A 25,756-nucleotide genomic window follows, 5' to 3' on the forward strand; every position below is an offset into this window, starting at 1 on the left:
TTGTCCATAGTTCTTGACCATTACAGTTCACTGGTTTAGGTGTGGTATCGGGTGATCACCGATACCACTGGGTTAGTCATTCCTATTTTTTATCAGGTAGCGGAAAGCCTCGATCGCGCATGAGCGCGTCAACTGTCGCGTCGCGACCTCTAAAGGCTCGATAGGCATCAGCTGGATCAATTTTGTTACGAATACTGAACAAGTGTTTCACCAGTTTGTCTGACATTTCTTTATCATAAAAACCGCCTGGTGCGTTAGCGAAAGCTTCTGCGGCATCTGAAGTTAAAACTTCTGACCATAAGTAACCATAATATCCAGCAGAATATCCTTCAGAGCTGAAAATATGACCAAAATGAGGTGTACGGTGCCGCATTACCAGTTCTGCTGGCATATTCAGTGATGCTAGAGCTTCACGTTCAAACTTATCAGGATCGTCTGTTGGTGGTTGGGTATGCAACATTAAATCAACAAATGCTGAAGCAACCGCCTCGGTTGTCGTAAATCCAGAATTAAAAGTTGCTGCTTTCTTAATTTTTTTCACCAATTCAGCAGGCATCGCTTGACCCGTTTTGTAGTGAACTAAAAACTGATTGATTACTTCATCGGTCATCAGCCAGCGTTCTAAAAGCTGCGATTGGAATTCGGTATAATCTCGTACACCAGAATTTAAGGTTGGGTATTCTACATTCGATGCCAGTGCGTGCAGAGCATGTCCAAATTCGTGGAAAAAAGTTTCGGCATCTGACCAAGGAACTAAAGTCGCTTCACCGGGTGCACCTTTAATAAAGTTTGAACTGTTTGATGATAATACATTTTGTTTACCGTCAAAGGTTGTATGGCTGCGGTAACTGTAAGCCCATGCACCTGAGCGTTTTCCTTTGCGCGCAAATGGATCTAGATACCAAAGACCAATATGTTCACCGGTTTGACTGTTGGTTACTTCCCAAACTTTAACATCGGAATGAAATACCGGAACAACACCTGATTTTATTGGCGTAAACTTAAATTGAAATAAACGTTCTGCCACATAAAACATAGCTTCGGTGAGTTTATCTAATTGTAGGTATTGTTTTACTTCATCTGAATCCAGATCATATTTGGCTTTACGCACTTTTTCGGCGTAATAGCGGTAATCCCAAGGTTTTATGTTATCGCCCATTCCCTGTTTGTCGGCAATTACCTGCATGTCGGCCACTTCTTCTTTAACTCGTCCAACTGCAGCAGGCCAAACTGAGCGTAATAAGTTGAGTGCATTTTCAGGTGTTTTGGCCATTCGATTTGACAGGCGCCAGGCGGCATAATTTTTATAGCCCAAGAGTTGTACTCGTTCGTGACGAAGTTTAAGTATTTGGCTGATTATTTGATTATTGTCGTTAGCATCGCCGTTGTCGCCACGATTATAATAGTTGTGCCAGACTTTTTCGCGTAGTTCTCGCTCATCGGAATAGGTTAAAAATGGATCCATTGATGAACGTGTATTAGTAATCGCATAACTGCCTTCTTTGCCTCGTTCTTTGGCGGCGCTGGCAGCGGCATTGATAATTGACGGAGGTAATCCACCGAGCTGTGATTGGTCAAGGAAAACGACATATTTTTCTTCATCAGCCAATAAATTGGCTGCAAATTGATTATGTAATTTGGCCAGTTGCTGGTTAATTTCGGCGTAGCGCTTTTTAGCATTGCCTTTTAATGTTGCACCATTATGAGCGAATGAATCATAAATCAATTCAACCACTCGTTGCTGAGAAGAGTTGAGCTTTTTAAATTCACTGCCTTGATAAATACTTTGAATGCGCGCAAACAGTTTTTCATTTTGCGAAATTTTAGACCAGTATGCTGAGAGTTCTGGGGCCATTTCGGCATTAATTTTTCTAAATTCTGGCGTTGATACACTGTAATTCCAGATTCCTTGATAGGTTGAAACTCTATCAAAGTCCTGACCAGAACGCTCGAGTGCAACGATGGTATTTTCAAAAGTTGGTTTGGCTGGATTATTAACGATGGCTTCTATTTCAGCTAAATGGCGTTTGATGGCTTCTCTTAATGCTGGTTTGAGATCACTGAGTTTTACCTTGTCGAATGCGGGCAGGCCCTGATATGGACCTTGCCAAGGCGATAGTAATGTATTTTGAGCCAGTGACGATTCACTTAAATCATTCATCACGATCGGCTTGGATGGTGTATCGGTTGCAGGGTGATTACTGCAACCCAGTAATATCGCCGAAACTGTTACGGCCAATATTTTATTTTTTGTCTGCATAGGTATAGCCTCAGAGGTTGAATTTTGATGCGAAGTATTAATATTGTTATTGTTATCGAGTCTTCTAATAAAATGTTCTAATTTAGTCTTATTAAATGATTTTGTTTATCTGCGTATAACATAGTAATCTTGCAAAAATTTCGACACTAATTCAGTGAAAGATTTGCAATTAAATTATGTTGATAGCTGTGTACGCCATTATAGATAATGTGATTGGCTATCTCAAAAATTAAAATGTAACGGATTTTTGTCACACTGATAATGACTTGTTATAAACCAGAGTAATCTCAAGTTTAACGCTTATTTGGGGTTAACTTCGACAGGTTGTTCTCGATGTGCACATCTCTAAATGCTTATCTCAATTTAACTACCGATTATTTCACGACTTGATTATATTAACGATCGGATTATTTAACGATCCCGTCATGCTGACCGGGAGTAGCGCTGCAATAATCCGATCTTAATCCTGTATGCTTGCTATTTTTTAATGCCTCTTGCCGCTTGATTAGATTTGATATCATCCAGATCGGGGGTAAGCTCATAGCAATATTTCCCGGTACCTTGCCAGCTGATGTCAGTAACCATACCTGATGGTGTATAGGTAACTAACCGACTACATGCATCATCATTTCCGCCGAGGTTAAATAATGATAATCCAATACCAATGCCAGTGTGACTTCCTCGATGTCCTGTGCCGATGGATACCGAAGTATTACCTTGTTCACTGGTTTGATTGAGCCACTCGGCATATTTCTTTCCATTAGCCTCTGTCTGCTTGGTAGGCAGTCCCCAAAACTTGATTAATTCATCGATATTAATACCACGCCAAGCGTTCATGCGATCGTTGATTTGTTGAGGAGGTATACTGGTGCAACCAGTCAGAATTAAAACGAGAAAGCTAAAAAATAGCACATAAGCTGGTTTGGTAGCGAAAAATAAATAGTTTGAATGCTTCATATTAATAATTTCAATGGTTTTTAATAATAACTTTAACTGGGCTAAAGCACTTTGTTTTAGTAGAATAGCGCCCTTTAATATTAGCAACCAGCAATAATTTTACGATGATTGAAGTCACATCTATTCGCGAAAGAATCAAAGAATTACAAAGTCGAAAATCCTCGCTCAGGGGGTATCTTTGACTACGATACCAAAAAAGATCGCTTAATTGAGGTTGAGCGCGAACTGGAATTACCTGATATCTGGAATGAGCCAGAAAAAGCGCAAGCATTAGGTAAAGAAAGAGCTGGCCTTGAAGTCGTCGTTAATACCATTGAAAAACTCGATGCTGGATTAGATGATGCCGGTGATCTGCTAGAACTGGCATTAGAAGAAAACGACCAGGAAACGGTGGCAGAGCTGGTTGCTGACCTGGATGAATTAGATAAAGAGCTGGCAAAACTCGAATTCAGACGTATGTTCAATGGCCAGATGGACACAGAAAATGCCTATATCGATATTCAAGCTGGTTCTGGCGGAACTGAAGCCCAGGATTGGGCGGATATGCTGTTACGCATGTACTTGCGCTGGAGTGAAAGCCGCGGATTTAAGGCTGAACTGATTGAAAAGTCCGACGGTGATGTCGCTGGCATTAAAAGTGCGACCATTCAAATACAAGGCGATTATGCATTTGGCTGGGTACGTACCGAAACTGGTGTTCATCGACTGGTGCGCAAATCACCTTTTGATTCGGGGAATAGACGACATACTTCGTTTGCCAGTGTTTTTTGCTATCCTGAAGTAAAAGATGATATTGAAATCGAAGTGAATCCAGCCGATTTGCGTATTGATACCTATCGTGCCAGTGGGGCTGGTGGACAGCATGTCAACAAAACCGATTCGGCCGTGAGAATTACTCACTTACCAACCAATACGGTAGTGCAGTGTCAAAATGATCGATCACAGCATAAGAATAAAGATCAGGCAATGAAGCTGCTTAAAGCCAAGTTGTACGAACTTGAAATCCAAAAACAAAATGCTGAAAAACAGCAAATGGAAGATTCAAAATCGGATATTGGTTGGGGGAGTCAAATTCGATCTTATGTGCTGGATCAATCGCGAATTAAAGATTTGCGAACCGGGTATGAATCAACCAATACACAAGCCGTACTGGATGGCGATTTAGATGGATTTATCGAAGAAAGTTTAAAAGCCGGACTTTAGGGCGAGTGCTGATTTCAAAACAGAGTTCGTTTTACAAAAACTAACGAGTCGTTGCAAAGTTAGTATTGGTAATTCTAGATGGATAGCCCTAAAAACAAGCCATAGTTTTAACCGCAGCGTGTCAATATTTTTTGGGTAAAATTTCACGCAGTTTAAAACTGAACGTAAATAGAAGTTTCACACTTTTTTGCTTAAACCAATAGACAAAATTATGAATAATCAAAACTCAGAGAATCAGACTAATGCTGCTGAAATATCGGCAGAAGACAATAAATTGATTGCCGAGCGCCGGGCTAAACTGGCTAATATTCGACAACAATGTGATGCCAATGGTCATCCTAATCAGTTTAAGCCAAAACATTTGACCGCTGATTTACAGAAGAAGTATGGCGGTAAAAGCAAAGAAGAATTACTTGAAATGAACATTACTGCCAGTATTGCTGGTAGGGTCATGGCTAAACGAGGCCCATTTTTTGTAGTACAGGATGTTGCTGGAAGAATTCAAACCTATGCCAGCAAAGAAGCACAAAATGACATTAAAACACGCTGGTCAGGTATCGATATTGGTGACATTATCGGGGTTAAAGGTCAGTTAAAGCTTTCTGGTAAAGGGGATTTATTTGTGAGTATGGATGAATATTCACTGTTAACAAAATCATTGCGGCCGTTACCTGAAAAGCATGCAGGTTTAAAAGATCAGGAAATTAAATATCGTCAGCGTTATGTTGATTTAATCATTAATGAAGAAACCCGCGAAAACTTTCGTATTCGTAGCCGGGTTGTTGAAGGGATTCGTCGATTTTTGGTTGAGCGCAACTTTATGGAAGTTGAAACGCCCATGTTGCAGGTAATTCCCGGGGGCGCTGTTGCCAGACCATTTATAACACATCACAACGCAATGGATATCGATATGTATCTAAGAATTGCGCCTGAACTTTATTTAAAGCGACTGGTTGTTGGTGGATTTGATCGGGTTTTTGAAATTAATCGTAACTTTAGAAATGAAGGTCTGTCGACAAGACATAATCCCGAATTTACGATGTTAGAGTTTTATCAGGCGTATGCCGATTATCATGATTTAATGGATTTAACTGAAGAAATGTTGCGTACTCTGGCAGAAGATATTTTAGGTTCTGCAAAAGTCATTAACACGATTAAAAATGAGCAAGGTGAAGTGGTTGAAGAAATTGTTTATGATTTTGGACAACCTTTTGCCAGACTATCGATGGTCGATGCAATACTCAAGTTTAATCCTGAATTTGACGCGAATGTATTCCATAATCCTGAAGAAAACTTTGCACAAATTAGACAGTATGCCAAGCAGGTTCATGTGAAAGAACCTGAAGTTGATGGAATTTGGGGCCCAGGTAAGTATATTTGCGAGATTTTCGAGCAAACCGCTGAAGAAAAATTAATTCAACCAACATTTATTACTGAGTATCCTTGGGAAGTTTCGCCATTATCGCGACGAAATGATGAAAATGCTTTTATCACTGATCGTTTTGAATTTTTTGTTGGTGGTAGAGAGTTAGCAAATGGCTTTTCGGAGTTGAATGATGCGGAAGACCAAGCTGCCAGATTCCGTAAACAAGTTGAAGAAAAAGATGCTGGTGATGATGAAGCTATGCACTTTGATGATGATTACATTAACGCACTGGAGTATGGATTGCCGCCTACTGCTGGTGAAGGAATTGGTATTGATCGATTGGTTATGCTGTTTACTGATTCTCCGACAATTAAAGATGTCATTCTATTCCCGCACATGAAACCCCAAGCTTGAACTATAATTTAAATTTCTCTATTCTGGATATTAATCTGGAATAGAGATAATCTTTTCTCTATATTTTACTGACATTCTGTTTAAATTTTGGTAATTTATACCGGATTTTTGAAAAATATACTTAAAAAATATCTTATTTGACTTAATTGGCAGAAATTAATTAAGTATGTTCGAAATACATTCAGTGTGATTTTTAGCGAGAGATGTGTGGTACTCAGTAAGCTTTACAAGCAAGCTTTATGGTTTGTTCTAGTAATTATCGGGGTTATACTTTTTTGGTATTTTAACTCTTCGTTTTCGGTTGTCTCAAATTCTCAATCAACCCATTCTGTTGAATCAGAAGCTGCAAATTCTAATGCGGCACAGGGAGTATTCCAACACGGTGATGCTTGCTTATTAAAGGTTGGCTGGACTGATTGGCCACCTTATCTGGTTGCCAATGATGAAAATCAGCCGAGTGGATTTCAGATTGAATTTATTCAATGGGTTTCACAGCACATAAACTGCAAACTTACCTATCGGCGACTCACTTGGCAAAATGCTTTAGGTGCTATTCGGACAGGTGAAATAGATGTACTAGGACGAGCTTCTAAATTTATTGAACGGGAAAGATATGCGCACTTTTCTGAACCTTATCGTATGGATATGTTGGCACTGACTGTCAGAGAGGAAACTCGAGATAAACACTCAGTTAAAAATTTGCGTGAGTTTTTTGATGCGGGTTTAAAGCTTGGAGTGCTTCAAGGTGGTTATTTTGGGCCAGAAGTTGAAGCAATTCGGCGAGATATTAAGTATCGCGCTAATTTTATTGAATATCCGCTAGAAATCGATATTATTAATGCGTTAGATAATTTAAGTGTTGATGGTATTTTTGAAGCTCCATTTACCATTGAACAGTCGATAACAAAAAATCAAAATAAACATCGCTTTGTTAAATATCCGATAGAAATTTTAATCGGGCCTTTGCATTTTATGTTTAGTAAAAAGACTGTGTCCAAGCAGCAAGTTGAAGCATTTAATCAGGCAATGAAAAAGGTTAAACAAAGTCAACAATATAAAGATCATTGGTTTTGGACCATGATTCAATAAAAGCGGTAATTCAGTTCAATTAATCCGTTTTTATTTTAGTTTTACGGGGCAATACGGTGACGGTGCAAGGTTTAGAAAACATTGCTTACGATGTCAGAATGAAGCAGGAAGATGACATGTTACGCTATGTGATTACTGGTGAGCGTTCAGTGGATTCCGCTTATTTATTGTGGGAGCGAATTTATCAGGATTGTGAAGAACATAATCTTTTTAAAGTTCATGCAACGGTATTATTAAGTGGACAAATTTCTAAAATGGAAATCCCTTTATTGATTAACCGATTGATTGCATTGAATGATCGCCGTCAGATTACCTGCGCTTGGGTAGACCATAATTTTACTTCTTATCTTGATAACCTGGTTGGAGAAAAAATCCCACGTCCCAAATCAATGAATATTCGTATATTTAATAATGATCAGGAGGCAGTTGCCTGGTTGCGGGCACAGCGATAAGGTAAGAGGTGTCTGTTAAGCTGATTTATCGCCGAAAGATGTGATTGAATTCGCGTTTGACAGTGCTTATCTTTGTTAGAGTCTTGCCGTTTAATAAATAAAATATCTCTGCATTACGCCCAATGATTATCAATAATTGTGTGGTATCAGCGCACAATATATTTTATATGACAAAGATTAAAATCGACTATTATCAACCACTGTCGAATAAATATTTTTAACAAACTTTTCAATTAAAAAATAACAGGAAAAATCATGATGAAAAAATTAAAAACTTGCTTTGCGTTGCTACTTGCAGGATTATTTTCAGCCAATCTGATAGCGGGCGATCAACTTAAAACTTCACCGTCGCCTGATGGTGCTAAAGTTTATATTATTTCGCCTAAAGATGGAGAAGAAGTTTCATCAACCTTTACTGTCAAATTTGGTTTGTCGGGCATGGGCGTTGCGCCTGCCGGTGTTGATAAGGCGAATACTGGGCATCACCATTTAATCATCGATGGAAAGGAACTGCCTAAAGCGGGTGTGCCAATGGGAGCAAATGTTAAACATTTTGGTGGTGGACAAACTGAAACTAGTGTGACTTTGCCAAAAGGGAAGCATACATTACAATTAATTTTAGGTGATATGCTACATATTCCTCATGATCCAATGGTCGTTTCTGAAAAAATTACAGTTATTGTGAAATAAATTTTGCGTAAAATTAAATACTAAAAAAAGGCCTGTTACACTGGCCTTTTTTTTAGTAGGTAAGTGGTTATTAAATTTCATAAATATGTCTGATATTTCCATTTCTTTTATTGTGTTTTACTCTGAATTCACGGTACTTTCTGCCGTTTACTTTAAATACCAAAGTATACCGAAAAGTTTTGTAACCGGACTGAATATTGTTGCTTCGAACTACCTTGGCGCGACGTAATCCATACTGATCTTTTATTTCATCAATTGCCCGGTAAACATTATCAATCGGAAAGTCATAATCATAAAATTCGCTTAATTGGTGCTGTTCTCGTGGGCGCTTTACTGGATGGCAGCGTCCCCCACCTAACTCAATAAAGTACTGTTGTTCTGCGGTAAATTTACCTTTTAAATGATGATTCCACGAATCATAACAAGTAAATAACCGGGTGCCATGCGAGTAGTCGGGCTGATGCCAGTTTTGCTGATGATGACGATAGACTTTAGCTTGTTCTGATTGATTTTTCACACGAACCTGTTTGTCATTTTTAAACCCCGCCGCTTGCGTCAATGTAAAAGGGATTAACAGTATCAATAGCAATGTGTTTTTCATCATTAAGTTACCTTATTTGTTTTGCTTAAGGTCTAGTATGACGGATACGACTGAACTCAACATGAATACCCAAAAAGTCAAATATTGTCGTTGATAATTAATTTAGCGACTCTCATCATTGGACAACAATTCGATTAATCCCGCCAAAGCGCCAAATAACACGCCGCCAACAGGCCAAATAATCCAGGTAATTCCCCAATTCATTGTCCACAAACTCCAGCCTAAATAAATAGCAACTAACAGCGGCCAATAGAAGGCTGCAAGTGCTTCAATTTTTTTTTAGTTTTCTTACGCTCGCGTGGGTGGAATTCACCTTCTTTAATCAGACTTCTATAAGCCGTATGGATTGCAGATATTGGAATGATAATGTATAAGCCAATTGCGATCATAAAAAACATGACGCACAACATAACTAGGATAATCGCGCTCCCTTTTGACGTAAAAACAACAAGTAAAAAAGGCACCACACTTAAAATAAAAAGAGCAATTCCAATAGAGAGTTGTTGATGATATTTATTCGTTATTTGCTGTAATTTTTCTTTAAAGATACTTTTGACGCCATATTCTAATTCAAACTCGTCGTTATCAATGATCGAAATCTCGCTAGAAAACTGACCTGTTCGAATAAAAAAGCTCACCGCCAATGAAATCATGACCAACATGATAACAATACCTGAAACGGCGGCAGTATCAGAGCTCAGGTTCATTTGGTCGGTTTCTGCTAAGGCAATTAACAATAGCAGGGGCACAACTGCAAATAGACAAAGGAGGACTCCTTTTATGGTTATTTGAGTAATTTTTTCTTTGCACTCGACATATCGATTTGCTTGTTCAAGGCTTATTTTGACGATATTTTGTTCGATGTCACCGTTGATTGACTCAATAACTTCAATGTTATCTTTTAATAAGTAATCGGTAGTCACTCCAAATATTTCTGCCATCATTATGATTTTATTTAAGTCTGGGATGCTATTAGTACTTTCCCATTTGGATACCGATTGGCGTGAAATACCCATCTTTTCCGCAAGTTCTTCTTGTGACCAGCCAAACTGTTTTCTTAGTTTGATAATTTTATCTGCAAGTATCATTCAATTTATTCCTCTGTCTGTATTTCTTAGCAGCATAGGAAGTTGGCCAGTTGCGAACCACCAATTAGACATTATATTTTGTCAACCAGCGGTTGCGATTTAGTAGGTTTATCTAAAATACTCAATAAAAACATTAAATTAGCATGGTTTTGCAAATAAAATGCTCATCGAACGCTATATATTTTGAACGGCTAAAATCAGCCTCGAAAGAGGCTAATTGTTAAAGATAAACCTGACCTTCAATTATTATACCTTCAATATTGCCATACTAATGATGATGTGCCGCTGCTATTTGGCTATTATCTGGTCGTCTAAAATTATCCACCAACGCTTGAATATGGCTCGGTGCTGGCTGAGTAAAACGGCTGATAATCATAGCTACGCTAAAGTTGACGATTGCGCCAACAACGCCAAAAGCATTGGGTGATATGCCTAAAAACCAGTTTTCGGGTAAATCACCAAGAAATGTGGTGCCGGGAATAAACATGATTCCTTTATGCTGAAAGACATAAAGCATGGTAATGGTTATACCGGCAATCATCCCCCAAATAGCCGCTTTATCATTCATTGTGCGCGAGAATATCCCGAGCATTAATGCTGGAAAAATGGAAGAAGCGGCCAATCCAAAAGCGAGTGCGACCGTTCCCGCGGCAAAACCTGGCGGATTTAACCCAAGATAACCTGCAAATAAAATAGCAACGCTCATCACAATACGGCTAGTTAACAATTCACTTTTTTCACTCAAATCAGGTTGTATGACCCCTTTGATTAAATCGTGCGAAATGGCTGAAGATATCGCGAGTAACAGTCCTGCAGCGGTTGATAAGGCTGCTGCAAGTCCACCTGCGGCCACCAGGGCTATGACCCAACTAGGTAAATTGGCTATAGCCGGGTTGGCCAGCACCATAATATCTCTATCGACCTTGACCATTTCATTGGTTTGGGGGTTGGCACTATATTGGATTTTGCCGTCGTTATTTTTGTCTTCAAACTGAAGGAGTTCAGTTTTTTCCCAGTCTTTAAACCATTGGGGACGTTTTTCATATTCTAGATATTGCCCCGGTGCAGGCTCAATTGTTTTCATTAAATTTAATCGGGCCATTGCGCCAACGGCTGGTGCAACGGTATAGAGCAGGGCAATAAAGACTAACGCATAACCTGCTGATGCGCGTGCGGCTTGAACTGTCGGCACGGTAAAAAAGCGCATAATGACATGAGGTAATCCAGCTGTACCTATCATCAGTGATAAGGTGTAGGCAAACATGTTGAGGTTGCTGCCCATTTTTTCGGTGGTATATTCTCTAAATCCCAAATCGGTCACTACCTGATCCAGTTTATCTAGCAAGTAAACGCCACTGCCGTCTGCCAAGGTACTGCCAAGACCTAGTTGAGGAATTGGATTTCCAGTGAGCTGTAACGAAATAAAAATAGCGGGTACGGTATAAGCAAAAATCAAAACACAATATTGAGCGATTTGTGTATAAGTGATGCCCTTCATTCCGCCCATTACCGCATATACCCAGACAACCCCCATACCGATGCCAAGTCCTAAGCCATAGTCGACTTCGAGAAAGCGCGAAAAAGCAACACCGACGCCTTTCATTTGACCAATAATATAAGTTAATGAAGCAATGATTAAGCAGACAACCGCAACAATGCGAGCTGTTTTTGAATAAAACCGATCTGCGATAAACTCTGGCACGGTGAATTTTCCATGTTGGCGCATATAAGGGGCTAGGCACATGGCAAGTAATACATAGCCACCGGTCCATCCCATCAGAAAAACTGAGCCACCATAACCAAGAAAAGCAATCAGGCCAGCCATTGAAATAAATGAGGCTGCACTCATCCAGTCTGCACCGATTGCCATGCCGTTTTGAATTGCCGAAATACCTCCGCCTGCGACGTAAAAGTCACTGGTGCTGCTTGCTCTAGCCCACCACGCAAGCGCAAAGTAGAGTGCAAAAGATCCAAAAACAGTAATGTATGTGTAAAGTTGTAATTCGGTCATCCTATGACTCCCGCTTGGTTTTAGGGAGTGTTGGCTGATTTACCTGTGGAGACTCTGATGAACTGGTTTGCGATTTTGATCGTTCTTTTAGTGCCTGATACTTGCGGTCGAGTCGGTTCATTTGCGCACTGTACCAGAATATTAATGCGACAAAGGTATATATTGCCCCTTGTTGAGCAAACCAGAATCCCAGTTTATATCCACCAATTCGAATCGTATTGAGTGGTTCAACGAGCAATAGACCAAAGCCAAAAGAGACAATAAACCAGATACACAGACAAATTAAGATTAACCGAATATTTTCCTGCCAATATTGATTATTATTATTCATTTCTACTCCATAAGCGGGATGCGACGGATAGTGTGAGTTGTTAGTTTTTTAATTCTCGCCAGTAAATGATTCTATCACTCCCACGATAGTGCCCAAAGTTCAAAATACCGACCGGATTATCATTCACTAAATCTTCATCCCAGTCATAAGTCAACCAACTGAGCGTGCTCAGATTATAAATCGTTTCAACGCTTCCAAAATTGCCTTCGCCGGGAGCCGAATAGAGTAGTCCGCTGGCAAGGATGGATTGACCATTACTCAGTGGTTGATTGGTGGTTGGAAAAAATATACTGGTTTCGCCGTCATTCAGATTATCGGTATAACTGGTAGGCGTTAAAATACTGTTGGTTTGTATATAGCTGGTACAGTTATCTAGCGTATTGGTAAGCCATTGTGTGCCGTTATAATACTCGCTGAATAGTCGGAGTTCGAGTGAACTTGTTTCTGGCCCATAAGCGTCGATAATTTTCAATCGGCCGAGACGATTATTCACGGTGGCAGAGCTGATAATGCCGCTGACATCATCTGAATCTTGTGCAGTAATGTTGATTTGTAATTCGACCGGCGCGGAAAAACCGGCAAACTGGTAGTAAAGATCAGTAAAACTGGCGGTTGATTGACCGCTGGTATTAAATATTATCGGTGAGCGTGTTGTACTGAGATTGCCTGTTGCTGTTACCCCATTTAGCGTATCAAACGGGGTAAGTGTGATGGTGCCGATTTCAAGCTTGGCAAATTGACCATCGTAATTTGCAGTGGCTGCGTTTCCTTGATTAACCGCTTGAATACCAAAGACTAAATTATGAGATTGACCAATTTTATTAAGACCGGTCACGCCATTATTAAAACCCGCATAGCTGAAACTACCGCATTGTGCTGAGTAATCAGTGGTTATGGTGAGATTAAATTGAGCAGGAATAAAACGTCCAATATTAATTCTTTGACCTGTGATGTTGTCTGACGTAGCCATAAAATTGCTGGATAGCGCATCAATTTGCAGGATGCCTACTTCGTCCCAGTTTTGAGTAATAGTGATGATACCTGGTTGGCTGGCTGTTGGAGCAGGAAAGTTACTAAAATCTATCAAAGACTGGCCCAGTGAGCCATTACTATTAGTGACAAGTATGGCTTGTGGCTGTAAAGATATATTTCCGCTGATTTGTGAAATATTGGGAGTAATACCGTTATCGGCCAGGTTACCGCCGCTGTCGGGAATGGCGTCATTGTCGGTATCGATAAAAGGGTCGGGGATGCCATCGTTGTCTAAATCGTCACCTGCCTGCCAAAGTACACTGCGTATGGTCATGCCAAAGTTGTCACCAGCGATGGCAAAAACGGTATCATTTTCATCATCAGCATAAGGGCTGCCCGCTACCTGTAAATCGTAACCAAATGGTCTTACAACAAACGGACTGACTCCGCCAATGATTTCATCGACATTCCCCGAAGTGGGATCACCAATACCAGATTCATCTTTAGCTCCTAAAGAAATTTGCCCAACATCGTTATATTGCACTGTTAGAGTGGCTTGTCCCGCGTTAAATGTAATATTTTGAGGGCTAGCAGTGACCTGTGTTGTTGCAATAGGTGTTGCATTAACCAATACCTGTGTAGGACTGGTGGTCGGAGTTTGATAAGTTGACCACAAATGAATTGCCTGTGTGCCATTATATTCTTCAATCACGCCACAATTACTTTGCGTGGGTGTTTGCCCAGCAGCTGTCAGGACTAAATCAAAAGGTTTACCTGCAACCTGAGTGGTAATCGGAGCGGGACTGACAACAAAGCCATATGGCCTGAATGTGATATCTCCTTCGGTGTTATCATCGGTTGTGATTCCTTCTGCAACATTGATATTAGTTGCCTCTGCCACAGTGTTTTGTAAATATAAAATAACATTGCCTGAGTCAGCTTCGACGAAGGTATAGGTTGCAGCACCATCATTGTCATTGGCTGTATCGACTAAAGTACCTTGCGCCAGATCGGTACTATTATTGGATTCATCGAGCGTGAACCAGTTACCATGATTGGTCACTAGCGATAAATCGATAGTACCGCTGTAATCAGTTATAACATCACCACTATCGTCAACGGCAGCAATTGTTATCGGTTCGCGTAGGCAGTTGATGCCGTTACTATCGTGAGTGACGACAAAGTGATCAAGTTCGGGCGCACAGGGCGTATTTTCAATACCGATAATAGTGATATTATCAAATGTAACGTATTCTAAAAATCCACCATAATTAAAGGTGATTTGAAACCTGATTCGTGTATTGACTGTAAGATAGGGTGTTAAATCAAAGGTATATGTCCCAGAGACTTCATTTTGATATTGACCTAATACTGTCCAGCTCGCACCACCGTTAGGTGAAACTGCAATTTCAAAGCGATCAGAACCTTCCAGAAATAATGAAGAGTCTATTAAAACGGAAAGATTTGCACTGGTGAAATTGCTTAAATCAATCTCTCGTTCAATTGCTGGAAATCCACCAGTGTCTGGTGAATCGTCAAGATATAATCTGCCTCCGAAAACAAAAACATTACCCGTTGTTGCGCTGCCGTCATCGTCACTTTCAAGCCAATTACCAGCCCAACCGGAGCCGCCACTATAGGTACCACTGGAAAAATCATCCGAGATAACCGTGGTACTACTGGTACTTAAGTTAAATGTTGTGCTTTGGGTTGGATAAGATGTAGAAACGGTATAAGTCGTGTCTGGATCAAGTGATGATGTCGTTAGCTCAACGGTTGTGGCATCGATATAGTTGGCTGCCAGAATACTGATACCGTTGTTTATAGCAAAGTTATTAATATCGGCGGCTCTCGCGGGGGAAATAGCGGAGGCAAAAGTGAGTGTGACTTTGCTGACATCGGCACAAGTGGCAGCTGCTTCGGTAAGGGTAGGAAACTGACGGATCCATAATAAATCAATGCTGTCATTGACAAGCGCGGTGTCTGAAGAATATTGGGTATAATCAGTGTCACTGACTTCAATACCAATAGTGGCACTTCCACCAGTTGCTTCGTCATTACCATAGCGAAAGCGGACATTACCATTTTCAAAAATAACAATCTGAAACGAATAGCTGGTGCCAGGTCCGTTATATCGTGGCACATTATTCCAGGATGCTACAAAGCGGCGGTAGGGCGCGGTTCCTAGCGTATCGTAGCGGATGGTTCCACCAAGCGATGGTTCAAGGTCGTCCCAGTAACCGGCAATGACTCTATCTGCCGGTTCTTCATAACCCGGTCCGGCGGTAACGCCGGTGATTGGTAATGTTTCATTGGTATAGTCTTTATGAAATCCTTGATTGGCGCCAAAATGTAACACGCCGTTTGCCATGACTCTAACCTGGGTATAGGCGGTTTCACCTAAATAAAAAGTGAAGCCGATATTAACTAATTGATAGTCATCATCAATCGGATAATCAGTCTGTGAGGCATCATTATTCCAGACAACATCTGTCGTCACGGTATCAAAGGCTTCGCCGGTAACAACCTGCACCTGATAAGCGGCATTTACTGCGCTAGCTGAAAATAGACAGAGCGTGAGCCACAGCAAAAAACAACCGAAACTAGAAGGTTTTCGGATATTCAAGTGTAGGGGCGGAGTGTGTTTTTTTATTCTATTTATGTTCACTCAATTGATATTAAATTATGATAGGGCTTGTTTGGCTTCTTCAACTTCCTCTGCCAATTCCTCTACATGATGTACATCTACTTCATGCGACAAACCTAACTTGCGGAAAGCAGGTACAGTCGAGGTATCTAAATTGGCATAGGGATTATTGTCTTCGGGGTATGATTGCAATTTGGCAACCGTGACGACATCGGCATAATCGGCATTTGGTGATTCATCACGGGTAAAGTCAGTACAGGCAGCAGGAACATGGCGTAACTCTTCGGGAAAGTCCCAAGCTTTTAAAATAGCTCGGCCCACTTTACCTTGTAACTTAAATATAATTTTATCCAGTACGACTTCGTGCTCAAGTATATCGGGGTTTTCTTCGGCCAAAGTTAATATTGGTAGTATACCTATTTCGTGAACCAGTCCGGCTAAGGTCGCTTGATCGGGTTTTAAATTGGTAAAATTGCTGGCCAAAACGTGGCTGATTGAGGCAACTTCAATAGAATGTTCCCATGAAGCACGCAGTCGTTTATCTACGGCATCATGGGTTGCTTGAAACATCTGCTCCATCGCCAGACCTGTTGCCAAATTACGCACGAAATTGATCCCCATGCGGGTGATTGCCAATTGTAAGTTATCAACAACAACTGCACCACGCATAAGAGGGCTATTGGCTACTTTTATAATACGTGCAGCCAGTGCCGCATCCTGTCCAATCACGCCAGCTAAAGTACCTGAACTGACATCAGGATCATTGACTGCTTCGCGTATTTTTAATGCGACCTCTGGTAAGGTTGGCAAAGTCAATCGATCGTTGGTGATGGCGTCAACTAATTCGGCTAAAAATTCTTTTTCCAGGCTCATTTAGGTGTTTCAGTTATATTTTTGAGATTAGTTCAAGTATAGGTCCATTTTCATTATTCAACCTAAAAATTTTATTTTCCAGATAGTTATCTTTTATTAATGCCAAAATCGACACATTTTCATCGTTGGCTGCCGCGCAAATTACCTCGCCCACAGTTTTATCACCCAACCACAATTTGCTTTTACTGATTACGGTGACAGGCTCTTGGGTTTGCAATAATTGCATATGGGATTTTAAACTACCTTTGTATTGCATTCGCGCAATCACTTCCTGGCCAGTAAAACAGCCTTTATTAAAGTCTACTGCGCCTAATTCAGGTAAGTTCAAATTGTGTGGCAAAAACTCATTTTGGCTATTAATATCCAGCCAAGGAATGCGGTTTTTATTTAACCAGTAAAGCCAATCACCTTGCTTACATTTACGGAAATTTACAACCGCTGCATCAAAATCAGATTGGTATTTTTCAGAAACCAGATAAAAAGAAAATATTTGGTTTTCTGGTTGATTCAATTGCTCGATTCGAAATTCGTGACCAACGCTTGAAGGAATTTTTACTGCTTCTGATGTTGCCTCTGCTGCCAGACCAAATACTTGTTTTTGATCTGAAATGTCGTTGATTTCAATTTTAAAAAAAACGGCATATTTTTTAATATTAGCCAGCGCTTGTTCGATCGTTTCACGAGATAAAATCAAAATTACCGAGTCGTCAATTTTACCAATAAAAAATAACGCTACACATCGCCCCTGAGGATTACACATGGCGGATAAGCTTAAAAAAATTGTGGATATATTTTCTGCATTGGTGGTAATCTGCCCTTGCAGAAATCGAACACTGTCTGGACCTTTGATTTCGATACAGCCAAAGTCAGATAAATGTGCAAGTCCAGGAAGTGGAAGGTTAGTCAAAGATTGATTCATGTGTCATGCTTGTCTTTGGAATTGATGAGGTTTATTTTAACTCAAATTAGTCTTTTGAAAACCCCACAAAAGTCCACGTATTATATTTATTGGTAACTTTTTTAATTATCGATATAATTTCCTTGAGATTGATGCTATTGGTAGCATTGATAATTTGTTGAATATTTGAGTTTTTGATGAATGAACCACACTTAAAAAATCGATTAGCCTGGCAGTGTCGCCGAGGAATGCTCGAGCTAGATGTGATTTTAATTCCTTTTTTGGAACAACACTTCGATAGTTTGACCAGCCAACAACAAATAGATTTTGCTGATTTATTAACACAGGCCGATCCAGATTTATATACATGGATAATGGGGTACGGTAATGCCACAACTCAAACCGATCAGCAAATGGTTGATATTATTCGCGATAAAATGAATATTACTAGCTAACAATCGAATAATGTTAAACATGTCGGTGATTAAACTGTTGGCGCTAGTCGGCTAGCGAGAAAAATGTATGGCTTGTATTGTTTATAATATAAGCATTTCTGGTAAGGTTGGGCATTTCGTCTGAACAATTGCCATTTTGTTTAAGTCAATAGGAATTTGGAATAAAGAATAAGGAGTATTCAAATGAAAGTTGCTAGTCGGTTTCCGATAAAAAATTGCCCGTTTATTTTAGGGATGATCATTGCCATTCATTGGGGATTTAAACTCAGTTTTGTACTTGCCTATTATTATGCACAAGGGTGGCAGTTGAATTCGGTTAATCTTGAGTTGCTCAGTTATTTTTGGTTGTTGAATATAATTAATGGTTGTTCTCTCGTTGCTTGTTTAATTCGCTTACAGCAAATTACCCATGCGCCTGATGACTTATGTTGGAATGGTGAAAGCTGGTTAATTAATGCAAATACCCATTTAAACCGAGTTGAGTATTTAACGTTACAATCGCAAACTTGGGTAACGCGTTATGGCTGTTTATTGCATTTACAAAAAGAGCAAGGTATCGCTACGTCAAATACTGATTTACCAGTCTCTATTGGGTTGGATGTGAATCCGTCAGAAATTATTCAGTTGAGCACGAAATTTCCTGTTATTTCAAAATTGCTATCAAATGCCTTATTTAATCGATTTGTGCTAAAGCACTTATATAACCTGCGCGCTCAATTCGCGGCTAAACCCAATGCTTACTATTGGTTATTCACTGCAAGCGGACTGGGGGAAAGAAGTTACCGCGAATTATGTTATCTCGTATTACAAGATCGTCTCAGTCAACAAAGCCAACACCCTATTGACTGAGTGAGATTAGTTTGAATTTTGGCCTATCAATCTAATTTTGAAACTATCGTATCCTTTGCGGCTTGATCGGTGTCCGGATAATCAAGTGTATAATGCAAACCTCGGCTTTCTCGTCGGCGCATGGCGCATTCAATTATCAGTTCGGCAACGGTTAACAAATTACGTAATTCGAGTAAGTTACTGCTGACTTTAAAATTGGAGTAATATTCTTTAACTTCTTGTTTTAACAGTGCGATACGTCGTTGCGCTCGTTCTAGACGCTTGGTTGTTCTAACAATACCAACGTAATTCCACATTAAATGCCGCAGTTCATGCCAGTTGTGTGACACGATGACTTCTTCATCGGAATCAGATACCTTGCTTTCATCCCATGGTGGAATCTCGACATCTATCCGATTAATTTTATGATCATTCAATTTGATGGATTCTGCTGCTGCTTGCGCATAAACCAGACATTCCAGTAAAGAATTGCTAGCCATTCGGTTGGCACCATGCAGTCCGGTAAAGGCGACTTCGCCAATTGCATATAAATGTTTGAGATCGGTTTTAGCATTTAAATCGACCACTACGCCGCCGCAGGTATAGTGTGCGGCGGGTACAACCGGTATTGGCTGCTTGGTAATATCAATATTCAGCGCGAGTAAACGTTCATAAATGGTTGGAAAGTGAGACTTGATAAAGGCATCATCTTTGTGACTGATATCCAAATAAACACATTCAATTCCCAGTCGTTTAATTTCATGGTCGATAGCCCGAGCAACGATATCTCTGGGTGCAAGTTCCGCGCGCTTATCAAAGCGTGGCATAAAGCGTTCGCCATCGGGCAATTTCAAGTAAGCGCCTTCACCGCGCAGCGCTTCAGTAATCAAAAATGAATGGGCTTTACTATGAAACAAGCAAGTCGGATGAAATTGGTTAAACTCCATATTGGCGATGCGGCATCCGCTACGCCATGCCATAGCAATACCATCACCACTGGAAACGTCCGGGTTGCTTGTGTACAGGTAAACTTTACTCGCGCCACCCGTTGCTAAAATAACGTATTTTGCTTTAAAAACTTCGACCTTTTTGGTGTTTCGATTAAATGCATAGGCGCCAAGGACGCGGTTTTCGTGGCCAATTATTCCCATTTTATGCGAAGTAATTAAATCAACAGCGTTATATCGTTCAAATATTTCAATATTAGGCTGTTGCAAAATCTGGTCTGACAGCGTGGTTTGTACTGCTTTGCCTGTCGCATCTGCCGAGTGAATGATACGACGATAACTATGGCCACCTTCTTTAGTAAGATGGTAACCATTTGAATCGATAGATGAAGGCTCCTTACTAAAATCAACCCCTTGCTTTATCAACCACTCAATGGCCTCACGACTGTTCTCAACTGTAAAGCGGACTGCCTGCTCATTACATAGTCCCGCACCTGCAATCAATGTATCATTTACGTGGGAATCGATTGAGTCTTTATTATCCAAAACTGCGGCAATACCGCCTTGGGCATAAAAAGTTGCCCCTTCGGTAAGTTTGCTTTTACTTAAAATATTGATTGAAAATTGGTCACAAAGATTGAGTGCACTTGTAAGGCCGGCTGCGCCGCTACCAATAATCAGCACATCTGAGTCGTGGTTTACTGTCATAATATTTTAATATTGATAGGAAATCCGCGTATTTTGCGAAATTTTTCCTATAAAATCCAATGTTAATATCTTATGTTTAGTCGATTTAGTCAGAAAAAGGTATGATAAAATAACTGTTTACTCTAGCAAGTGCTTAGTAAGTGATTTATTTAGTACCGTTAACAAGATTTTGTAACAAAGAATTCCGCAGCGATGAAATTGAGGTGAACTATCGGGTTAGTTGGTTTTACTTGCTATAATAGCCAACAGGTTATCTTGAGACCGTATTGATTTATTATAAGTCAATGATATTTAAGCGATGGAACTAAACAGGTCTGATTGCTGTCAACACTTGCAATGATAAAGGTATAAATGCTCAACTCTCTCTGCTAGTAGAAGAACTTGGGGTAAATCACGATAAATTTCCTGACCGAATGAATCAATCATTGAGCAATCTGTAATTGAAGTCGTTTGGTTTGTTGTATAAATGGAAAATAATAATAGATGACAGAAACAACCGATGCCGAATTGGTAAAGAGAGTTCAACGAGGCGACAAACACGCATTTGATTTGCTGGTTTCTAAATACCAAAATAAAATTTTTATGATTATTGGTCGGTTTGTCAGCGATCAGGCCGAAGTGTTTGATGTGGCACAGGAAACCTTTATTAAAGCTTATCGAGCGTTACCTAATTTCAGGGGAGATAGTGCGTTTTACACCTGGATTTATCGAATTGCGATTAATACCTCAAAAAATTACCTGACCGCTCGAGGGCGGCGCCCACCTTCATCTGATATTGACTCCCAGGAAGCCGAAAATTTTGGTGTTGGGCTCGCTTTACGAGAGAATGCAACACCTGAGCGGCTAATGATGAAAGAGCAACTTGAAGAGATTATTTTTCAAGCAATTAATGATTTGCCCGAAGATTTGAAGACGGCGATTACATTACGTGAAATAGAAGGATTAAGTTACGAAGAAATCGCGGAGTCAATGGATTGTCCAGTGGGTACGGTCAGATCTCGAATATTTCGGGCTAGAGAAGCAATCGATGAGCAAATAAAGCCGCTAATTGATGGGGATAATTAAATTATTTTCAATAAATGTGAGTTAGTTTGAACTTTTTGTAAATCAATATGTCTGACATGACAGCTTAAATTAATCGCTAATAATTGGTAACACTAATAATTGGTAATACTAATAATTGGTAATAATAGTTCACAGTAATTAATAGTTGTTAAAAGTTGAAGAAGCCTTGTTTGACTAAAGCCCGTTTTTCCAAAACTGGCGATGTGTATAATGGTGCAAACTATAGTATTTTACAGTGGAATGCGTTTTTAGAGGGCATTTCGCCAAAACTGAAAAAATACATCGGCTGATTTGGAGCTGGAAAGAAACAATTACGTCTTAAGCTATGGTTAAGCTTGGGCTAATGGTATGAGGCGCGAATTTTTACTAATTTCGATGATGTAAAAGCTGATACAAAGCAAAATGGGTAAAAAGTTGCATATTAGATATATCAAAAATAACATAGGATTACATTATAAGCTTACATAGTAATGCGCCATTGTTTTCTTATATCAGATATATCTGTATTGATTTGAATAAACATTAAAAATTGTTTTATTACAATAAGTTAAGTTGATTTTAATTAACTTGATTTAGCTAATCAGGGTTAAGAGTCGTTTATATATGTCAAAATCTACAATAGATAATCATTCTTCAAACAAGAATCAAAATTTATCTGATTTATTGGATGGTTATGGGGATGTATCACAAAACCTGAATCAATTGTTGTCTGATAAGCAACAGCAGCAAACATGGAAACGATACCACATGGTGAGCGCTGTTTTGAAAAAAGAAAATTCGGCGCATAGTAGTGAAGCATTTTTGCAATCAGTTTCTGAATTAATAGCCGATGAACCTTCGATTATTGCTCGACCTCAAGTTAAGAATAACGCCATCTCCACAAATGATACCGCTGGTGATATTCAGCACGTGGCGAAAACTACCAATGTTGCTTCAATATTCTGGAAAAAAGCCAGTGGACTGGCTGTTGCGGCATCAGTTGCCTATGCAATGATCTTTTCTGTTGATTTGATGGAATTTTCAACACAAGCCCCTTTGAATTCGCAATTTGGACAAACGCAAGCCAGCAATTCTCCAATGGATGAGACTCAAGTTAGTTCTTCTTTGACTGCACAAGCAAGTGCTCAAGGAATGACTGAGGTTGATAGCAAAAATAACCTAAATTTATTTGCGTCTTTATCGGAGTCTGATGCTGCTGAACAAGAGAGACTCGATAGAATCCAGGCGATGATTAACAATCTCAATAAAACCAATGCTAATTTTAATGAGCAATATGTTGGTGGAGAGACCGTTGTATCGGTTAAATTGAAAAAAGTTGAAGAATTAGAGAAGCAAGTCCGAGATATGAAGAAACCTTCGGAAATTAAAAGCCGGGAAAAATAGTAGATAATTCGCTCGTTTTTAATTAACTTTCTAAGTACATTAAAAAAGCCAGACTGTTTAGTCTGGTTTTTTATTATCTGCCATTTCGATATAATGAGTTCTCGAAGCGACGTATTGAAAGAAACGTGGATTTATCGAGAATGTCTGCTGGCGCATCGTTGGATGTTTTCAATGTGTTAAACGTGTTAATGATAAACGCAGTGCTTAACTTCACCAATTCAGAGTTGATAAATTTATGAATACTGAACAGCCAATGCTTTATGAAACTGGGCTTGTTACTAAATTAGAAGGTGATATTGCCTGGGTTAATACCAAGGCTAAACTTGCTTGTTCATCTTGCAAAATTGCATCTTCGTGTGGTAGCGGTATTTTGGAAAATTACTTGTCAGGAAAAATTTTTGTCTCGCCTATTGAAAACCGATTAAATGCGTCAATCGGTGACGAAGTTATTATTGCCGTTGCCAAATCAAGCGTTACCAAAGCCTCTCTGCTGGTTTATTTCGTTCCCCTTTTGGGATTAGTCTGCGGTGCTATTGGCGGTACTTTAGGATTTAACAGTGAGCCAGTGACAATTGCTTTAGCCATGCTCGGATTGCTTATAGGAATTATGGTGATTAGATTCAACCAAAGCACTCTTCAACAAAATAGCGCGTTTATCCCCAAAATGGTCAAAAAGAAGTCTAGCCCTTTATCTACTCGACCGCCGAATGAAATTTCGGTACTTAGTCTGCCTACCAAAAATTAAGTGCTTTGCTTGGGCTGAAGTGGCTCGGGATTAATGAGGTGGCATCTATCAAATTGTTGAACACTCTAGATTAACGTGATTTAGGTTAAATAGGGAATAGCTGTTGCCCTATTTGCTCCCAAGTATCGCGCGGTGCTGATCGTGCTACCTGAGCCATAACAAAATTAAAATCACAGGCTGGTCTCAATAGCGAAGTGACCATCAAATCCGTTTGTAATTGAGGGCGATTACTATCTGACAATAATGAATAACTTCTTAATAATGTTTCGCACAGTTGCTTATTGCCTTGACACAAAAATAGTAAAGGTGTCGCTAGCTCTAATAATCGACTGCGTCCAATAATGGCATCGCCAAAATCTAAAATACCACTAACTGTCGGTTTGTCATTTTTATGAGCGATCATAATATTCCAAGGATGTAGATCCATATGAATAAAAATGTCTTGGCCATCATCCATTTGATAGGGATTTTTTTCTAAATAGGTTGGGAGTTGATCGAGTAATTGTGGCGCAATATTTTTGCGTTGATGACGAGCTAAACAGTCAGCATAAAGTTGATTGATATATTCTGACCAGCTTGCTCGCAAAGGAGATTCCATAGCGACATTCACCTGGTGTAAGGTTCGCATAAAATACCCGACTTCCTGGGTAATGATAGATCTGTCTTCAAGTGACATGGTAGGCCATTTTACCGCCAGATTTTCACCGGGCAATAGCGTCATAATCACATAAAACCAATTGTTTATTTCACCATACACCAATAAATTTGGAATTGATAAAGGCAGCTTTCCTGAAAGCAGTTGAATTGATGCTACTTCAGCTTCGCCTTGGTATTTCCAATTAGGTGGAACAATTTTAAGAATGTATTCGTTACCCACATTAAATAGGGCATTTGACCCTTCGCTGATTTGACTAATCTTCATTTGCGACAAGTTGTGTTTTTGCAAAAGATAGTCGATTACTGGCCGCCAATAAGGTAGTGTTTTTTTTTCGACGATGTTTATTGCCTGAAAATAATCGGGGTTTTCGGGAATGATGTCATCAAATGTATTTGGCATAAATAAAATTATTATAATAGGTGAATAAAACCGAGATAAATTATCAGTGTCAATTATAACGGGTTTAATAGTAATGAAAATAATTAATGTTTTTATTTAAGAAATAAAAATTTCTTTGTTGAATAATATAACGCTTTATTGATAAAAAAAAACAATTGACTATTGAACTTTAGTATAAAATTATATTCAGATAAGTACTTAGAATAACAAACATTTTCGTTACCCAAATAATAGTGATAAAAGGCCGTTTATGAATAAAACAATGCGTTTAATAATGACATTGATTATTGTTTTTATTTCTCAGTTATCTTTCATGCTTCCCACAAAAGCAATCGAAATTACCGACTATAAAGGTAAAGTTTTGTATCTGGATTTTTGGGCATCTTGGTGCATTCCTTGTCGCAAGTCGTTTCCGTGGATGAATGATTTGCGCGAAAAATACAGTGAAGATGAGTTAGCCATTGTTGCTGTTAACTTGGATAAAGATAAAAGTCTTGCCCAAGATTTTTTAGAAAAATACCCTGCCAGCTTTTCAATTGCCTATGATCCTGAAGGAAAACTTGCTAAAAAATATCAAATACCAGGCATGCCAAGCACAATAATATTTGATAAAAATGGAAAGGTTGTTGATGCGCACAGTGGTTTTTTTGCAAAAAAAATTCCTGAGTACGAAGCAAAGTTAGAAGCAATTATTAAAAAATAAAGTGAGGCAAATT

At 39.4% G+C, this 25,756-nt stretch carries 21 protein-coding genes and 1 pseudogene; 11 read left to right on the forward strand and 11 right to left on the reverse strand.

Annotated elements, in window-relative coordinates:
• Positions 1-82: 82 nt before the first annotated feature.
• Both ABVT42_RS03095 and ABVT42_RS03100 read right to left on the reverse strand, forming a co-directional pair.
• A complete protein-coding gene (locus ABVT42_RS03095) occupies positions 83-2,260 on the reverse strand; it encodes a M3 family metallopeptidase (protein WP_353873641.1) in 2,178 nt (725 codons plus the stop codon).
• Positions 2,261-2,737: 477 nt separating this feature from the next.
• Positions 2,738-3,217 (reverse strand): hypothetical protein, encoded by a 480-nt coding sequence (locus tag ABVT42_RS03100; RefSeq protein WP_353873642.1) that lies wholly within the window; start codon positions 3,215-3,217, stop codon positions 2,738-2,740.
• A 104-nt stretch (positions 3,218-3,321) separates the two neighbouring features.
• Here ABVT42_RS03100 and prfB point away from each other — a divergent pair.
• The 5 genes from prfB (at position 3,322) to ABVT42_RS03125 (ending at position 8,431) form a co-directional block, all read left to right on the forward strand.
• Positions 3,322-4,420 (forward strand): peptide chain release factor 2 gene (gene prfB, locus ABVT42_RS03105; protein WP_353873643.1). Its coding sequence is split into 2 segments (ribosomal slippage): positions 3,322-3,396 and positions 3,398-4,420, totalling 1,098 coding nucleotides; the frame shifts between segments, so codons are not numbered across the junction.
• A gap of 211 nt (positions 4,421-4,631) precedes the next feature.
• Positions 4,632-6,200 carry a lysine--tRNA ligase gene (gene lysS, locus ABVT42_RS03110; RefSeq protein WP_353873644.1) on the forward strand — a complete coding sequence of 523 codons (1,569 nt, stop codon included), beginning with the start codon at positions 4,632-4,634 and terminating at the stop codon, positions 6,198-6,200.
• A 207-nt stretch (positions 6,201-6,407) separates the two neighbouring features.
• Positions 6,408-7,289, forward strand: coding sequence for a substrate-binding periplasmic protein (locus tag ABVT42_RS03115; protein ID WP_353873645.1), 882 nt, complete (start codon positions 6,408-6,410; stop codon positions 7,287-7,289).
• Positions 7,290-7,345: 56 nt separating this feature from the next.
• Complete coding sequence (locus ABVT42_RS03120) at positions 7,346-7,741, forward strand: hypothetical protein (RefSeq protein ID WP_353873646.1); 396 nt, start codon at positions 7,346-7,348, stop codon at positions 7,739-7,741.
• A gap of 255 nt (positions 7,742-7,996) precedes the next feature.
• Positions 7,997-8,431, forward strand: a complete 435-nt coding sequence (locus ABVT42_RS03125) for a DUF4399 domain-containing protein (RefSeq protein WP_353873647.1) — start codon at positions 7,997-7,999, stop codon at positions 8,429-8,431.
• 70 nt (positions 8,432-8,501) lie between these two features.
• On the opposite strand, the gene ABVT42_RS03130 is transcribed toward ABVT42_RS03125, so the two are convergent.
• From ABVT42_RS03130 to ygfZ, 7 genes and pseudogenes are all read right to left on the reverse strand, one after another.
• Entirely contained in the window at positions 8,502-9,035 is a 534-nt protein-coding gene (locus tag ABVT42_RS03130) for a hypothetical protein (RefSeq protein WP_353873648.1), read from the reverse strand.
• 233 nt (positions 9,036-9,268) lie between these two features.
• Entirely contained in the window at positions 9,269-10,120 is an 852-nt protein-coding gene (locus ABVT42_RS03135) for a helix-turn-helix domain-containing protein (protein ID WP_353873649.1), read from the reverse strand.
• A 268-nt stretch (positions 10,121-10,388) separates the two neighbouring features.
• The gene (locus ABVT42_RS03140; protein ID WP_353873650.1) at positions 10,389-12,131 is read right to left on the reverse strand and encodes a sodium:solute symporter family protein; all 1,743 of its coding nucleotides are present in this window, start codon (positions 12,129-12,131) and stop codon (positions 10,389-10,391) included.
• A gap of 97 nt (positions 12,132-12,228) precedes the next feature.
• Positions 12,229-12,462 (reverse strand): annotated as a pseudogene (locus ABVT42_RS03145) (DUF4212 domain-containing protein); the annotation flags it as partial.
• Positions 12,463-12,502: 40 nt separating this feature from the next.
• The gene (locus ABVT42_RS03150) at positions 12,503-16,024 is read right to left on the reverse strand and encodes a DUF6701 domain-containing protein (protein WP_353873652.1); all 3,522 of its coding nucleotides are present in this window, start codon (positions 16,022-16,024) and stop codon (positions 12,503-12,505) included.
• A gap of 93 nt (positions 16,025-16,117) precedes the next feature.
• Positions 16,118-16,954, reverse strand: coding sequence for an HDOD domain-containing protein (locus ABVT42_RS03155; protein WP_353873653.1), 837 nt, complete (start codon positions 16,952-16,954; stop codon positions 16,118-16,120).
• A 13-nt stretch (positions 16,955-16,967) separates the two neighbouring features.
• Entirely contained in the window at positions 16,968-17,873 is a 906-nt protein-coding gene (gene ygfZ / locus ABVT42_RS03160; protein ID WP_353873654.1) for a CAF17-like 4Fe-4S cluster assembly/insertion protein YgfZ, read from the reverse strand.
• A gap of 176 nt (positions 17,874-18,049) precedes the next feature.
• Here ygfZ and ABVT42_RS03165 point away from each other — a divergent pair, with 176 nt between their 5' ends.
• Complete coding sequence (locus ABVT42_RS03165) at positions 18,050-18,307, forward strand: FAD assembly factor SdhE (protein ID WP_353873655.1); 258 nt, start codon at positions 18,050-18,052, stop codon at positions 18,305-18,307.
• A 183-nt stretch (positions 18,308-18,490) separates the two neighbouring features.
• On the forward strand, positions 18,491-19,156 hold the full coding sequence (locus tag ABVT42_RS03170) for a hypothetical protein (RefSeq protein WP_353873656.1): 666 nt from the start codon (positions 18,491-18,493) through the stop codon (positions 19,154-19,156).
• Between the two features lie 26 nt (positions 19,157-19,182).
• On the opposite strand, the gene nadB is transcribed toward ABVT42_RS03170, so the two are convergent.
• Positions 19,183-20,790, reverse strand: coding sequence for an L-aspartate oxidase (gene nadB / locus ABVT42_RS03175; protein WP_353873657.1), 1,608 nt, complete (start codon positions 20,788-20,790; stop codon positions 19,183-19,185).
• Positions 20,791-21,273: 483 nt separating this feature from the next.
• Between nadB and rpoE the strand changes: the two genes are divergently transcribed.
• The 3 genes from rpoE (at position 21,274) to ABVT42_RS03190 (ending at position 23,983) form a co-directional block, all read left to right on the forward strand.
• On the forward strand, positions 21,274-21,855 hold the full coding sequence (gene rpoE / locus ABVT42_RS03180) for an RNA polymerase sigma factor RpoE (protein WP_353873658.1): 582 nt from the start codon (positions 21,274-21,276) through the stop codon (positions 21,853-21,855).
• Between the two features lie 603 nt (positions 21,856-22,458).
• Positions 22,459-23,238, forward strand: a complete 780-nt coding sequence (locus tag ABVT42_RS03185; RefSeq protein ID WP_353873659.1) for a sigma-E factor negative regulatory protein — start codon at positions 22,459-22,461, stop codon at positions 23,236-23,238.
• Positions 23,239-23,473: 235 nt separating this feature from the next.
• Positions 23,474-23,983 (forward strand): SoxR reducing system RseC family protein, encoded by a 510-nt coding sequence (locus ABVT42_RS03190; protein ID WP_353873660.1) that lies wholly within the window; start codon positions 23,474-23,476, stop codon positions 23,981-23,983.
• A gap of 85 nt (positions 23,984-24,068) precedes the next feature.
• Here ABVT42_RS03190 and ABVT42_RS03195 read toward each other — a convergent pair whose 3' ends face one another.
• Positions 24,069-25,040, reverse strand: coding sequence for a phosphotransferase family protein (locus ABVT42_RS03195; protein ID WP_353873661.1), 972 nt, complete (start codon positions 25,038-25,040; stop codon positions 24,069-24,071).
• A gap of 250 nt (positions 25,041-25,290) precedes the next feature.
• On the opposite strand from ABVT42_RS03195, the gene ABVT42_RS03200 reads away from it, so the two are divergent.
• On the forward strand, positions 25,291-25,743 hold the full coding sequence (locus ABVT42_RS03200; RefSeq protein WP_367023437.1) for a TlpA disulfide reductase family protein: 453 nt from the start codon (positions 25,291-25,293) through the stop codon (positions 25,741-25,743).
• Positions 25,744-25,756: the final 13 nt, after the last annotated feature.

This window comes from Aliikangiella maris, from assembly GCF_040719265.1.
Taxonomy (GTDB): Bacteria; Pseudomonadota; Gammaproteobacteria; order Enterobacterales; family Kangiellaceae; genus Aliikangiella; species Aliikangiella maris.